Here is a 12,681-nt window from a genome sequence, read left to right on the forward strand (position 1 = left end):
AGGTACAAAACAAACTTTAAAGTTTACCTAAAACCCAAATCTCGTGTAACTGTTGGGCGATTGTATTCTTATTTTTTAAGATATATATCGCCATTTGTAAATCCATTTTTATTTATAAATTCTTTGAACTGCTTTTTTGTTGGTTTTACTGTGAATGGTTTTATAGTATCTTTTTTTGTTTCAGTTATCGACTGCAATAAATCTAATTCATTTTCAGTTTCTATTCCGTTAATTGTCAATACTCCTTTACTTAAATTTAATTTTTCGACAGACCAAAATCCACTTTTTTCATTATGAATGTTTAAGAAAAAATAACCTTTAAATTTTTTCAAAATATTTTTCTTGTTTAAGTCGAAAATTGTGTCTTGATGAATATAGTTTGAGAATAAAGTATCGTTAATTCTTTTTATTCGATATTTTTCTTTAGTTACTAAATTGAATAAACTGTCATTTTTGATTATTTCATTTTTGTTGATTTTACTAATTTTCAAAGTGTCTTCTACAATCATTTTCTTAAATATCGAATATTTAGAAATTACTAATTCAGTTCTGTTTTCCGTATTGTAATATGTTCCAATAATTTTTTTTGGAAAGGCATTTAGTTCATTTATGTCTTTTGGTTGTGGCTCTGCAAAACTTACAATTGGTTCTTTGCAAGAATGTAAAAGCATAAGAAATATTAAGTTTAACAGTAGGAATTTATTTTTCATTTTAGATTTTTTCGGAGAATATGCCACCCAACTTGCGGAGATGATGTAAGGAATTTTAAGAAGCATGATTTTTGTGCACACCACACTAGTCGTCCTGCTGTACGCTATATCTTGCTTGGCGAACCCCGCCAAGCAAGGATGCCGCTCCCATCAGGGCTAAACGAGAACGTGTTGTTGTCATGACTGATAAAACAGCAACATCTTTTTCAGAATGCTGTAACTTTGCTAATCTCGTTGCATATGCTAAACTAGATTTAGTCAGTCCTAGAAGATGAACAAAAGCGTTAAACAGTTTTAATTACTTTTTTGAATAGTAATTCAATTGGTAGTCGCCAACATGTTTTTCACTATCAATTATGGATTTTTGGTGTTTTAAAAAATTGTAAATACCAAAAATTAAAATGACAATTGAAACAGTAAAGAGAAGTAATTCAATATATAAACTGTGTTCTATCTTGAGTAAATTTCGTAAACTCAAACCTGCAATAAGAAAATACATTGATGTTCTTAGGAAAGATAAAAAAGTAGATTGATTTGCCAATATTGTTCTTTGTAAAGCCAATTTTTCTCTTAAAATCAAATCTTTATTGATTGCTTTTTCTACGTTCATTTTTTATTGTATAAATGGTTAGTACCACAAAGTTAAAACAAATTTAGTGCATAATGTGTTGTTATTGTGGTATTTGAAGTGTAATTGTTTACAAATAAATTATTTCTATAACTTAATTTTCCACTTTGATTTTTCCTTTATTGATACTTAAGACAATTGCGAGCTCTGCAAGTTCCTTCCCTTAGATCTCCTGATTTCACACTTTTTTATTAAACGCAAAAGAGTAAAGTTTTGCAAAGCACGGGCAAAAAACAAAAAACCCATTCACAACAGCGAATGGGTTTTTAGTATTTATGGTAAAATAAGTCTTACCAGATTTTTACTCTTTTATCTGGAGCGATATACATACCGTCATTCGGTTGAATGTTGAAAGCATCATAGAAAGCATCTACGTTTTGTAAAGGCACATAGGCTCTGTACATACCTGGAGAATGTGGGTCGGTTTTTACTTGTGATTTCAAGGCTTCGTCTCTCATTTTAGAACGCCAAATGGTAGACCAAGAAATGAAGAAACGTTGTTCTGGTGTGTACCCATCAATCAATCCTGGGTTTCCGTTTTCTTTTAAGTACAATTGCAAACCATCGTAAGCAGCATTTACTCCTCCTAAATCTCCAATGTTTTCACCTAAAGTAAATTTACCATCTACAAAAGTTCCTGGAAGCGGTTGCAAAGCGCTGTATTGAGCAGCTAAAGCACCGGTCAAAGCTCCGAATTTCGTTAAATCTTCTGGTGTCCACCAGTCTACTAAATTACCGTCGGCATTGTAACGCGCTCCTGAATCATCAAAACCGTGAGAGATTTCGTGACCAATAACGCCTCCAATTCCACCATAATTTACCGCTTCGTCTGCTTGGTAATTGTAAAAAGGTGGTTGTAAAATAGCCGCAGGGAATACAATTTCGTTGTTCGATGGATTGTAATACGCATTCACCGTTTGTGGTGCCATACCCCAACGGTCTTTGTCTACAGGTTTGGTCAATTCAGCCAAGTTTTCTTTATTACGCCAAATAGCAATATTTTTTACATTTTCGAAAAACGTTCCTCCTTCTGCTGGACTTTTGATAGTCAAAGCAGAGTAGTCTTTCCATTTGTCTGGATAACCAATTTTAACTCTTAATTTGTTTAATTTGGCAATCGCACTAACTTTCGTTTCAGCCGACATCCAAGGTAAGTTGTTGATGCGGTTTTCGTAAGCACGGAAAATGTTTTTAATCATTTTGGCGGCTTTTTCCTTAGCTTCGGCAGGGAATTTTTTCTCTACGTATAATTTCCCTAAGGCTTCACCCACAGATCCTGTTACGGTTTGTAAAGCTCTTTCTTCAAAAGGTCTTTGTTTTACAGCACCCGTTAAGGTTTTGCCATAAAACTCAAAGTTAGCTTTTTCAATTTCAGTTGATAATTGGCTAGAAGCTCTGTTCAATAAAGACCAACGCATATAGGCTTTCCAGTCGTCTACTTTATTTTCTTTAAAAAGGGTTTCTAAAGCCGTCATATATTTTGGTTGCGACACGATAATCGTTTGATGCGTAGGCAAACCAATTTTAGTGAAGTACGTTGTCCAATCGATAGATGGCGTTAGTTTTTGTATTTCCGCAACGGTCATTGGGTTGTAGGATTTACGACGGTCTCTTCTTTCTACACGGTCAAAACGTGGTTTAGACATTTCGATTTCTAAAGCTAAAATTTTCTCCGCATTAGCTTTCGCTACTTCTGGTTTGTCGCCTAAATATTGCAACATTTTAGCCACGTGAAGTACGTATTTTTCTCTTTTTTCTTTAGAATCTTTGTCTTCGCCTACATAGTAATCACGATCGGGTAATCCTACAGATCCTGGGCCTAAATAAATCACGTTTACGTTACTGTTTTTAGCGTCAGCACTAACGCCAGCGCCAAAAAAACCGATGCCTCCTGTAGGTTCCATTTCGATTAATAAAGCTTGTAGGTCTTTTGCATTGTTAACCGCGTTGATTTTTTTCAAATAAGGCTTTAGGGGAGCAATACCTAATTTGTTTCGGCTTACGGTATCCAACATTGTTTTGTACAAATTGATGGCTTTACCTTGGTCGGTATTCGATTTGTACGCTGGGTTGTTGGCAGCTTCTTTTAAAATCGCCAAAGCATCTGCATCGGTGCGTTGTCGCAATTCATCAAAGCTTCCCCAACGGGTTTTGTCGCTTGGGATTTCGGTAGTGTTCAACCAGGTTCCGTTTACATATCGGAAAAAATCATCGCTAGGTTTGATGGTTTTATCCATATATTGGATGTTGATTCCTGGCTCTTTGGCGGCAGGAGTATTTTGTGCTTGGCACCAGCCAAAACTTAGTACGGCAGGCAAAGCCAAAAATAAGCTTGTGGATTGTTTTGGATTCATATTACAATTTGAATTAGTTACGATACATTCGTGTCAAAAAGCAAAAAATAGTTACATCGAAATTGCTTTTTTTGCGACAAAAAATACATTATTAAGAGAATTCATCACAATGAAATTCCTTTTTCTTGCTTATATAAAATTAGCATGACAATAATGACTTCTTTTGAATTTTGACTCTTGAAATTTTTATGCTAAAGGCAAGAATACCCTATTGGACTTCATAGTGTAGTAAAGGTTTAATGTCTTGTGATTTTTTTTTTGCGTGAGGGGTGGAGTGGAGCTCTTTTTTTATCCCTTTTTTTTGCGGGATAAAAAAAAGCGGGAACGGAGACCCGACCCGAAGCCTCGTTTTTTCTACGAGGCGAAGGGGCACGCCCAAATTATTTTAAAAAGAGTAGTGCAAGGCAGACCGTTGTTTTGTAATTTTGCGAAAAATTCAAATGTTGACTTACTATTTTATTTTAAAAACCTACAAATGAAAGCTTTCTTCTATAAGTATCGTAAATTTTTTGGTGTTTTATTGGTGTTTTCGGCGATTACTATTGGTTTGTTTTACAATGCGCTTAAGCCTCAAAAGACTTTGCCAATTTACAATCCTGCCGACGTGAATCCTGAATTGGTGGACAGTACGGTGCAATATGTGAGTAAGGCGCATACGATTGCAGATTTTTCGTTTGTGAATCAAAACGGGAAAACGATTACTCAAAAAGATTACGAAGGTAAAGTGTATGTGGCCGATTTTTTCTTTACGACTTGTGGTTCTATTTGCCCCAAAATGACCAAGAATTTGGCCGAAGTGCAAGCGGCTATCAAAAATAATCCCAAAGTAATGCTGTTGTCACACACCGTTTTTCCTGAGACCGACAGTGTGCCAGTTTTAAAAGAATACTCACTAAAACACGGCGTGATAGATAGCAAATGGAACTTGGTTACAGGCGATAAAAAGGAAATTTATACGATGGCTCGAAAATCGTATTTGGCCGTTAAGTTGGGAAAACCTGAAGAATTGTACGATATGGTGCATACCGAAAATTTTGTTTTGGTGGACCAAAAAAGACGCGTTCGTGGTTTTTATGATGGAACCAAAAAAGAAGATATGACGCGATTGATAGAAGATATTAATTTTTTATGCGCTAATTAGTTTGGCGAAAATGGAACGCGAATTCCACTAATTTTCACGAATTCAGCTGTGTTTATGAGCGTGATTTTCAGTTCTGAAATGGAACGGATTTTTTTAAGTTTGGTGAAAAGGAACATTAATTTCCACTAATTTTCACCAATTCAGCAGTGGTTATGAGTGTGATTTTCAGTTCTGAAATGGAACACGGATGACGCTGATTTAAACGGATGAACACGGATTTTTATTTAATTTGGTAAAGAAAAGGGAACACGAATTTTCACCAATTCAGTTGTGTTTTTTTTCTATGCCTTTTCAAGTCACAAATACTTAAAACTGTATTATTTGTGAAATTTCATTTCTATTTTGATTGTTTTATTGATAGACTTCGTGGCTACTTCTTTTACAATTGTGATAATTATCATTTGAATTTCTATTATAATATGTATTTTTGCAATCTTAATTCAATCTAAATAAGGTTTGCCAACAACAATACATTCACTCAAAAAAGGGGAAAGAGCCATTATCAAAGACTTTGATATTGATGCTATTCCATTAAAATTGCTCGAAATGGGCTGTTTGCCTGGTAATGAAGTAGAGTTGCTGCAAATCGCTCCCTTCGGTGATCCGCTGTACCTAAACATTAACGGATCGCACGTTGCCATTCGAATAGCAACGGCTCAGGAAATAGAAGTGGAACGAATCCAATAAAGCTAATGACCAGCAATCACAACATCAATGTCGCTTTGATAGGGAACCCGAATGTGGGGAAAACCTCTGTTTTTAATCAATTGACGGGTTTGAATCAACAAGTAGGGAATTATCCTGGAATTACGGTAGAAAAAAAGGTAGGTTTTTGTAAGTTGCCTTATAATTTCAAAGCCAATATTCTGGATTTACCAGGCACTTATAGTTTGAATGCCAGCTCGATTGATGAAAATGTGGTGATTGAATTACTGCTCAACAAAAACGATAAACTCTATCCCGATGTAGCCATAGTGGTGACAGATGTGGAGAATTTAAAGCGTAATTTGTTGCTTTTTACCCAAATCAAAGACCTTGAAATACCGACTATTTTGGTGATAAATATGGCCGATCGAATGGAATACAAAGGCATCAGTTTGGATATTCCTTTTTTAGAAGAAAAGCTAAAAACCAAAATTGCTTTGGTGAGTTCCCGAAAAGGATTTGGAATTGAGGAATTGAAAAATTTAATCGTTTCGTATAAATCCATTTCTAATGAACCTTGCTTGAATGCTTCTGTTATTGATTCGGAATATTTTGAAAATCTTCGCAAGGCGTTTCCAAATCAATTGCTGTATAAGTTATGGTTGGTGATTACTCAAGATGTGAACTTTTTGAATTTAGAGCGTAAAGAAATTCAGAGCACGTTCACCAAATCACATTCGGATTTGAAACGCTTGCAGCAAAAAGAAACCATTAAGCGCTACCAATTCATCAATGATGTGTTGAAAGTGGGAATGACCATTGATCAATCTATTGCTAAAGATTTTAGAGCCCAATTGGATCGTGTGTTGACGCATAAATTCTGGGGCTATGTGATTTTCTTCTGTATTCTTTTTGGCATTTTTCAATCCATTTTTGTGTGGTCAGAAGTGCCAATGGATTTTATCGACAGCTCCTTTGCTAGTTTGAGCGCTTGGTCTGCCGAAGTCTTACCTGCAGGAATGTTGACCAATTTGATTTCGCAAGGAATTATTCCAGGAATTGGCGGTATTTTAATTTTTATTCCTCAGATTGCCTTTTTGTTTTTGTTCATTTCGATACTCGAGGAAAGTGGGTACATGAGTCGTGTGGTGTTTTTGATGGATAAAATTATGAGTAAATTTGGGTTGTCGGGCAAGAGTGTCGTGCCTTTGATTTCGGGAACGGCTTGTGCTATTCCTGCGATTATGGCGACTCGTAATATCGAAAATTGGAAAGAACGTTTAATAACCATTTTAGTGACTCCGTTTACGACTTGTTCGGCGCGTTTGCCAGTATACGCTATCATTATTGGATTGGTGATTCCAGATCAAAGGGTGTTAGGTATATTAAATTTGCAAGGATTAACCCTAATGTTATTGTATTTGTTGGGATTTGGAATGGCAATTTTTTCGGCTTATGTTTTAAATAAAATATTGAAGATTAAAGGGAAGTCCTATTTCATTGTGGAAATGCCCAACTACAAATTGCCTTTGTTTAAAAACGTAGCCATTAATGTAGTCGAAAAAACCAAAGCTTTTGTCTTTGGCGCTGGAAAAATCATTTTAGCGATTTCTATTATTTTATGGTTTTTGGCTTCCTATGGCCCAGGTGAAAACTTCAGTAATGCAGAGCAAATTGTAGTAAAGAAACACATCAATCAACCCCTTTCTGAAACAGATTTGGAGAACGAAGTGGCTTCGCAAAAATTGGAGAATTCTTATATTGGATTGATGGGTAAATCTATTGAGCCTGTTTTGAAACCTTTGGGTTATGACTGGAAAGTGGGAATTGCGATTATCAGTTCGTTTGCCGCACGTGAGGTTTTCGTTGGTACCTTAGCGACCATTTATAGTGTAGGTGATTCAGAAAATGAAGATACCATCAAGAAGAAAATGCAATCCGAAATCAATCCTTTGACGGGTGAAAAAGTCTTCAATTTCGCCTCTGGGATTTCCTTACTTCTTTTTTATGCTTTTGCTATGCAATGCGTCAGCACGCTCGCTGTTACTCGCAAAGAGACCAACAGCTGGAGATGGCCGTTGGGGCAGCTTATTTTCATGAGTGCTTTTGCTTATACTGTGGCTTTAGTAGCGTATCAATTACTTAAATAAAAGAGATATGGTACAAGAAATCATAGCTTTTTCCTTATTGGCTATTGCCATTGGTTTCCTTGTTCGAAAGTTTTTCTGGAAAAAGAAGTCCAAAAAAAACTGTGGAGATGGGAATTGTGGGTGTGGTTAAATCCGCTTTACGTACAAGTTTCCAGCGATTTTTGACGATACGGTAAGTGGCGTGTCGTTGATAATTAAATGTAAGGAAGCATCAAAATTTTCTCTTCCCAATACTTTGATAACCGCTCCTAGAGCAATTTTTTGTTTGTTCAAGTATTGCAGAAAATCGGCGGAGGAATCTTTTACTCCCACACAAATAGCAGTTTCGCTTTCGGCCAATTCTGAGAGTAATAGTTTTTCTGTTTTAGTGATTTTTCCTTGTGCGTCTGGAATGGGATCGCCGTGAGGGTCTTCGGTTGGGTTACCCAAAAAATCATCGAGTTTATTGATAAGTTGTTCGGACTTGATGTGTTCTAATTGCTCGGCGATGTCGTGTACTTCGTCCCAAGTAAAACTTAATTTTTCAACTAAAAATACTTCCCAGAGACGGTGTTTGCGTACAATCATTTTAGCAGCATGCCTTCCTTTTTCAGTTAAAGAAACCCCTTGGTATTTGATGTAATTGATTAGTGCTTTATCAGCCAATTTCTTCAACATATCAGTTACCGAAGAAGCTTTGGTTTCCATCATTTCGGCAATGGCGTTCGTAGGTACTTCGGCTTCAAGCTGCACCGTCAAATGATAAATGGCTTTTAGGTAATTTTCTTCGGAGTGGGTCATCATATAATATTTAATCAACTCTTTCAGAGTTCAAAACTCTGAAAGGGTTTTTAATTGTTAGTATTATTTTTTAGGATTGTTAATCAATACTAATGGAATTGAAATCTTGTGACGCAAATGATCGATTGTGGTTCCCAATAGTAAATCTTTAAATCCAGTATGGCCATGCGTACCCATAATAAGCAAATCGAATTTGCCTTTATTGACCAATTTTGGAAGTACTTTGTTGGGCTTCCCAAAACCAAGTAGGGTTTTGACATGGAAACCTTTTTCTTGAAACATGGCTTTATATTCTAGTAATAACTTTTCGTCAATCGTAGTCTCGTGATCGTCGGTTTGTTTGCCGTACATCATGGCCCCAACGGTTTCTACCACATGAATCAAAGTATATTCGGCTTCTTTTCCTCCTAAATTAAAAGCATAATTCAGGGCCGTTTCGTCAGCAAAAGAAAAGTCGACGGCAATCGCAATTTTTTCTGGATGCTGCGCTTGAGTGGCGTTGAATTGTAATTGTAAATTATGAGGAGAATGATTTTGAATATGAACTTTGCTTTGCGATAAAAAGGGTCGCACCACGATGTAGAGCAGTAAAACCAAAAATCCGATAGCAAGAGGAACTACTGTGAACCACAACACCATTGAGTTTTGAGATTCTGACAACCAACCTTGAATCTCGTCAAAAACCAATTTAGCGTTGAGCGAAACAATAATCAAAGCTATCGTCCAAGCGGCTATTTTAGTCAGCGTGTTGATATGAAAACCATTCATTTTGTTTTTATCGCTTACAAAATGAATCAATGGAATAATGGCAAATCCCAATTGTAAACTCAAAATCACTTGACTGAAAATAAGTAGTTTTCCTGTGACACTTTCGCCATAAATCAAGATTACAATAACTGCTGGAACTATGGCTATTATTCTGGTAATAATGCGGCGAACCCAAGGCTGAATGCGTAAATTCAAATAGCCTTCCATTACGATTTGACCCGCTAAAGTTCCCGTGATTGTTGAACTCTGTCCCGCAGCAATCAAAGCCACAGCAAATAGGATAGAGGCCCATTTAGTGCCTAAAATTGGTGCCAAAAATTTATGAGCATCTTGAATTTCGGCTACCTCAAATAGCCCGTTTTTGTAGAAGGTGGCGGCTGCTAAAATCAAAATAGCAGCATTCACAAAAAAAGCCAAATTCAGTGCAATCGTTGAATCAATTAGGTTGTATTTTAAGGCTTGTCGAATGCCTTTCGGACTGCGGTCAAATTTTCGGGTTTGTACCAAAGACGAATGCAAGTACAAATTGTGCGGCATAACCGTGGCTCCAATGATTCCAATAGCAATGTAAAGCGCCGCTTCAGTAGGAAGAGAGGGAATCAATCCCAAAACTACTTTATCGAGTTCGGGTTGCGCAAAAAACATTTCAAAGACGAATGAAAATCCTATGATGGCTACCAAAACTATGATAAAAGCTTCCATTTTTCGGATGCCTTTGTTGATTAAGAACAGGAGTAAAAAGGTATCCAAAACTGTAATCAAAACGCCTTCAATCAACGGAATGTCAAAGAGTAAATTAATTCCAATCGCCATTCCGAGTACTTCGGCCAAATCACAAGCAGCAATGGCAATTTCGGCCAAAAAATATAAAATATAATTCACAAAAGGCGAATAGGTTTCGCGCGAGGCTTGCGCCAAATCACGTTGGGTGACAATCCCTAAACGCGCACTCAAACTTTGCAATAGCAAGGCCATAAGATTACTCATCAGTAATACCCACAATAGTGAATAACCAAATTGACTTCCGCCAGCAATATCAGTTGCCCAGTTGCCTGGATCCATATAGCCTACACTTACGAGATAAGCTGGGCCTAGAAAAGCAAGGATTTTTCTAAACTTTGATTTTTTATTTTGCGTAGTCACCGATTGGTTGACTTCTTCTAAGGAATGACTCAATTGTATAGTGTTTTAAAACCCAAATATATACAAAAAAAGTTCACTTTAAATATTTTTTTAGACTTGTCTAAATAATAAGAAGCTTATTGGCATTTTGGACAAATTCCGGTTACGGTGAAATTAGTTTCTTTCACCACATAGGTTGTAGGAATTTCAAATTGGGGAATGACAGCATCTAAGCAAGTTACCGATTGGCATTTTTCACAATGAAAGTGCACGTGGTTATGCTGATGCGGATGGTTGTCGTGAGTGTGGGTATGATGGCAACTAGCATATTTCACAGTGCCTTCAGGAGTTGCGATTTTGTGAATACTGTCCTCGTTAACTAAGCGATCTAAAACGCGATAAATAGTGACGCGATCACAAAGACCGTTCAACAGATGTTGTATTTCAATATGTGATAGCGCTACTTTTGATTCGGATAAAAGGGAAGCAATGGCTGTTTTGGCCGCTGTGTTACGGGTAGTTTTCATAAAAAAATTAAATAACGCAACATTGTTGCAATAAATAAAAAAGAGGCTATCTTTGCCATTCACAAAAATACAAAAAAATGAAGAAGCAAGCTTTGATTGTTCAGGACGTTTTGGGAATTTCGAGTGCTAGTATCTGTTTGGTACATTGCATTGTATTTCCATTGCTATCGGTATTGCCTTTGGGAATTACGCATAACCCATGGATTGATGTTTTCTTTTTTGGGATAGCGGCTGTTTTGATCTTTTCTATTTTGAAAGGTACAGGGCCATTTTATATCAAAATGACATTGCTGTTTTCCTTGTTCTTGGTATTTAATGGGATGCTTTTAGATTTTGCCTTGCATCAAGAAACCTATTTGGTTCCCATTGGAGGGATTGGGATAATCGTTGGTCATGTTTTACATTTTTTATATCATCAAAAAAAATAACTTTTACGTTATTTAAAGCAATTGAAAGCCTACTTTTGCATTTTCAATGAATTATTTAAGCTGTTTAAAATGCTATTATTGTTATGAGTACTACCTATTTTTTTTCTCCAGAAGAACTTTCTTTACTTCAAGAAACTAATAAACAAAAAACAGTAACGGCTGTCTTTTATCATTTGTGGGTTAATTTGGTACAGCCCGACAATCAATTTATATTTATTGATACCGTTGAATTGCATTTTGAGAACCATCAAAAATTGTTTTTCAAAATCAATGAGGAAGATACTGGATTTTCCATTGTGACTGATTATGATTTTGAAAAGGAACAACAACAATTAGCGGAACAATTTAACGGTACCTTATCTTTAAAAAGAGTGGATGTTTCTGCCGCGCCTTTATGGGTCGAAAATATCAAAACCCCTTTGCTGGCTATAAAAGCTGAGCGAGAAGATACACCCATGACTGGAGATTATGTCAGTATTACTTTCGAAGCGGGAGCTTTGGAGATTGATTATGATCAAGAATCCGGATTAACGGTGGCGGTTTTCGAGGATATTTAGTCCTTTTTCTAGCACAGATATTTATTCCCTTTTCCAAATAGCTTTTACCGAAGATTTTGCTTGGGTGTTATACTATAATTTTAAAACCGTTACTTCCAAAAGATAATCAATTAGCAATTACCCTTTTTGAAACCGACAGGAATTTTGTGGAAGTTGGGGACTAAAAAAATTAAGGCTCTTCGCTATAATTTGTAAAAAAACATTTTTCGATAGCTACCTGATTAGTTTTACCAATAAGCTTTCCTTTAGCTTATCCGTAGATATTTTTTATCTCCGACATAACAAAGGTACTTTGGGTACTTCCAATGCTTTCAACTGATCCCAATTTATTAAACACAAAATCCTGATAATGCTTCATGTCTTTGGCATAAACTTTCATTAAAAAATCGTAATCACCTGATATATTGTAGCATTCCACAACTTCTTCTATTTTCATAATATCACTAACAAACTGATTCCCAATAGTACGATCGTGTTGTTTAAGTTTGATATTACAAAAAACGATGAATCCCCTGTTTAGTTTTTCTGCATCCAGCAGGGCTATATATTTCTTAATATAACCGTTGTTTTCTAACCTTTTAATACGCTCAAAAACTGGCGATGCCGAAAGATTTACCATTTTTGCCAGTTCTTTTACCGTGTATTTAGAATTATCGTGAAGTATATTTAGTAACTTAAGATCAATATCGTCTATTTGCTCCATAGAATATTTTACGTAAAAAGGTTGAATTAATTTATAAAAAAAGAATAATAATCTTCAAATGTAATAAAAAACAATACAGAAACCGTTTTTTGATTAAGTTGAAGATTTAATGATCTACAAAACTTATTTTTGTAGTATAAAAATCTAAAAATAAAAAATAAGAACACA

General features: G+C 35.9%; 13 protein-coding genes. 6 read left to right on the plus strand and 7 right to left on the minus strand.

Going from position 1 to position 12,681, the window contains the following annotated elements; translation table 11 throughout:
• Positions 1-68: 68 nt before the first annotated feature.
• The 3 genes from BXU11_RS02595 to BXU11_RS02605 all read right to left on the minus strand — a co-directional run bounded on the left by BXU11_RS02595 (position 69) and on the right by BXU11_RS02605 (position 3,692).
• Positions 69-710: a hypothetical protein gene (locus BXU11_RS02595; protein ID WP_139225520.1), complete on the minus strand. Its 642-nt coding sequence runs from the start codon at positions 708-710 to the stop codon at positions 69-71.
• Positions 711-1,008: 298 nt separating this feature from the next.
• Positions 1,009-1,320 (minus strand): DUF202 domain-containing protein, encoded by a 312-nt coding sequence (locus BXU11_RS02600; RefSeq protein WP_078210916.1) that lies wholly within the window; start codon positions 1,318-1,320, stop codon positions 1,009-1,011.
• Positions 1,321-1,628: 308 nt separating this feature from the next.
• Positions 1,629-3,692, minus strand: a complete 2,064-nt coding sequence (locus BXU11_RS02605) for a M13 family metallopeptidase (protein WP_078210917.1) — start codon at positions 3,690-3,692, stop codon at positions 1,629-1,631.
• 475 nt (positions 3,693-4,167) lie between these two features.
• On the opposite strand from BXU11_RS02605, the gene BXU11_RS02610 reads away from it, so the two are divergent.
• The 4 genes from BXU11_RS02610 (at position 4,168) to BXU11_RS02625 (ending at position 7,758) form a co-directional block, all read left to right on the plus strand.
• Positions 4,168-4,833, plus strand: coding sequence for an SCO family protein (locus tag BXU11_RS02610; RefSeq protein WP_078210918.1), 666 nt, complete (start codon positions 4,168-4,170; stop codon positions 4,831-4,833).
• A 456-nt stretch (positions 4,834-5,289) separates the two neighbouring features.
• The gene (locus BXU11_RS02615) at positions 5,290-5,520 is read left to right on the plus strand and encodes a FeoA family protein (protein ID WP_024980713.1); all 231 of its coding nucleotides are present in this window, start codon (positions 5,290-5,292) and stop codon (positions 5,518-5,520) included.
• 5 nt (positions 5,521-5,525) lie between these two features.
• Positions 5,526-7,628 (plus strand): ferrous iron transport protein B, encoded by a 2,103-nt coding sequence (gene feoB / locus BXU11_RS02620; RefSeq protein WP_078210919.1) that lies wholly within the window; start codon positions 5,526-5,528, stop codon positions 7,626-7,628.
• A 7-nt stretch (positions 7,629-7,635) separates the two neighbouring features.
• The gene (locus BXU11_RS02625) at positions 7,636-7,758 is read left to right on the plus strand and encodes a FeoB-associated Cys-rich membrane protein (protein WP_074917517.1); all 123 of its coding nucleotides are present in this window, start codon (positions 7,636-7,638) and stop codon (positions 7,756-7,758) included.
• Here BXU11_RS02625 and BXU11_RS02630 read toward each other — a convergent pair.
• From BXU11_RS02630 to BXU11_RS02640, 3 genes are all read right to left on the minus strand, one after another.
• Entirely contained in the window at positions 7,755-8,408 is a 654-nt protein-coding gene (locus BXU11_RS02630; RefSeq protein ID WP_078210920.1) for a metal-dependent transcriptional regulator, read from the minus strand. The two genes, BXU11_RS02625 and BXU11_RS02630, sit on opposite strands and share 4 nt — an antisense overlap.
• Positions 8,409-8,471: 63 nt before the next feature.
• Positions 8,472-10,352, minus strand: a complete 1,881-nt coding sequence (locus BXU11_RS02635; RefSeq protein WP_078210921.1) for an Nramp family divalent metal transporter — start codon at positions 10,350-10,352, stop codon at positions 8,472-8,474.
• 83 nt (positions 10,353-10,435) lie between these two features.
• Entirely contained in the window at positions 10,436-10,825 is a 390-nt protein-coding gene (locus BXU11_RS02640; RefSeq protein WP_024980717.1) for a Fur family transcriptional regulator, read from the minus strand.
• A 77-nt stretch (positions 10,826-10,902) separates the two neighbouring features.
• Here BXU11_RS02640 and BXU11_RS02645 point away from each other — a divergent pair, with 77 nt between their 5' ends.
• The gene (locus BXU11_RS02645) at positions 10,903-11,253 is read left to right on the plus strand and encodes a MerC domain-containing protein (protein WP_078210922.1); all 351 of its coding nucleotides are present in this window, start codon (positions 10,903-10,905) and stop codon (positions 11,251-11,253) included.
• 83 nt (positions 11,254-11,336) lie between these two features.
• Entirely contained in the window at positions 11,337-11,810 is a 474-nt protein-coding gene (locus BXU11_RS02650; protein ID WP_078210923.1) for a hypothetical protein, read from the plus strand.
• A gap of 250 nt (positions 11,811-12,060) precedes the next feature.
• On the opposite strand, the gene BXU11_RS02655 is transcribed toward BXU11_RS02650, so the two are convergent.
• Entirely contained in the window at positions 12,061-12,513 is a 453-nt protein-coding gene (locus BXU11_RS02655; RefSeq protein WP_024980720.1) for an Lrp/AsnC family transcriptional regulator, read from the minus strand.
• Positions 12,514-12,681 lie beyond the last annotated feature (168 nt).

Origin of the sequence: Flavobacterium sp. LM5, assembly GCF_002017945.1 — a bacterium.
In the GTDB taxonomy this organism is placed as follows: domain Bacteria; phylum Bacteroidota; class Bacteroidia; order Flavobacteriales; family Flavobacteriaceae; genus Flavobacterium; species Flavobacterium succinicans.

Coding starts and splice junctions, on each gene's coding strand:
- BXU11_RS02605 (WP_078210917.1), bottom strand. CDS start 3,692: ATGAATCCAAAACAATCCACAAGCTTATTTTTGGCTTTGCCTGCCGTA.
- BXU11_RS02625 (WP_074917517.1), top strand. CDS start 7,636: ATGGTACAAGAAATCATAGCTTTTTCCTTATTGGCTATTGCCATTGGT.
- BXU11_RS02650 (WP_078210923.1), top strand. CDS start 11,337: ATGAGTACTACCTATTTTTTTTCTCCAGAAGAACTTTCTTTACTTCAA.
- BXU11_RS02645 (WP_078210922.1), top strand. CDS start 10,903: ATGAAGAAGCAAGCTTTGATTGTTCAGGACGTTTTGGGAATTTCGAGT.
- BXU11_RS02600 (WP_078210916.1), bottom strand. CDS start 1,320: ATGAACGTAGAAAAAGCAATCAATAAAGATTTGATTTTAAGAGAAAAA.
- BXU11_RS02610 (WP_078210918.1), top strand. CDS start 4,168: ATGAAAGCTTTCTTCTATAAGTATCGTAAATTTTTTGGTGTTTTATTG.
- BXU11_RS02655 (WP_024980720.1), bottom strand. CDS start 12,513: ATGGAGCAAATAGACGATATTGATCTTAAGTTACTAAATATACTTCAC.
- BXU11_RS02640 (WP_024980717.1), bottom strand. CDS start 10,825: ATGAAAACTACCCGTAACACAGCGGCCAAAACAGCCATTGCTTCCCTT.
- BXU11_RS02630 (WP_078210920.1), bottom strand. CDS start 8,408: ATGACCCACTCCGAAGAAAATTACCTAAAAGCCATTTATCATTTGACG.
- BXU11_RS02595 (WP_139225520.1), bottom strand. CDS start 710: ATGAAAAATAAATTCCTACTGTTAAACTTAATATTTCTTATGCTTTTA.
- feoB (WP_078210919.1), top strand. CDS start 5,526: ATGACCAGCAATCACAACATCAATGTCGCTTTGATAGGGAACCCGAAT.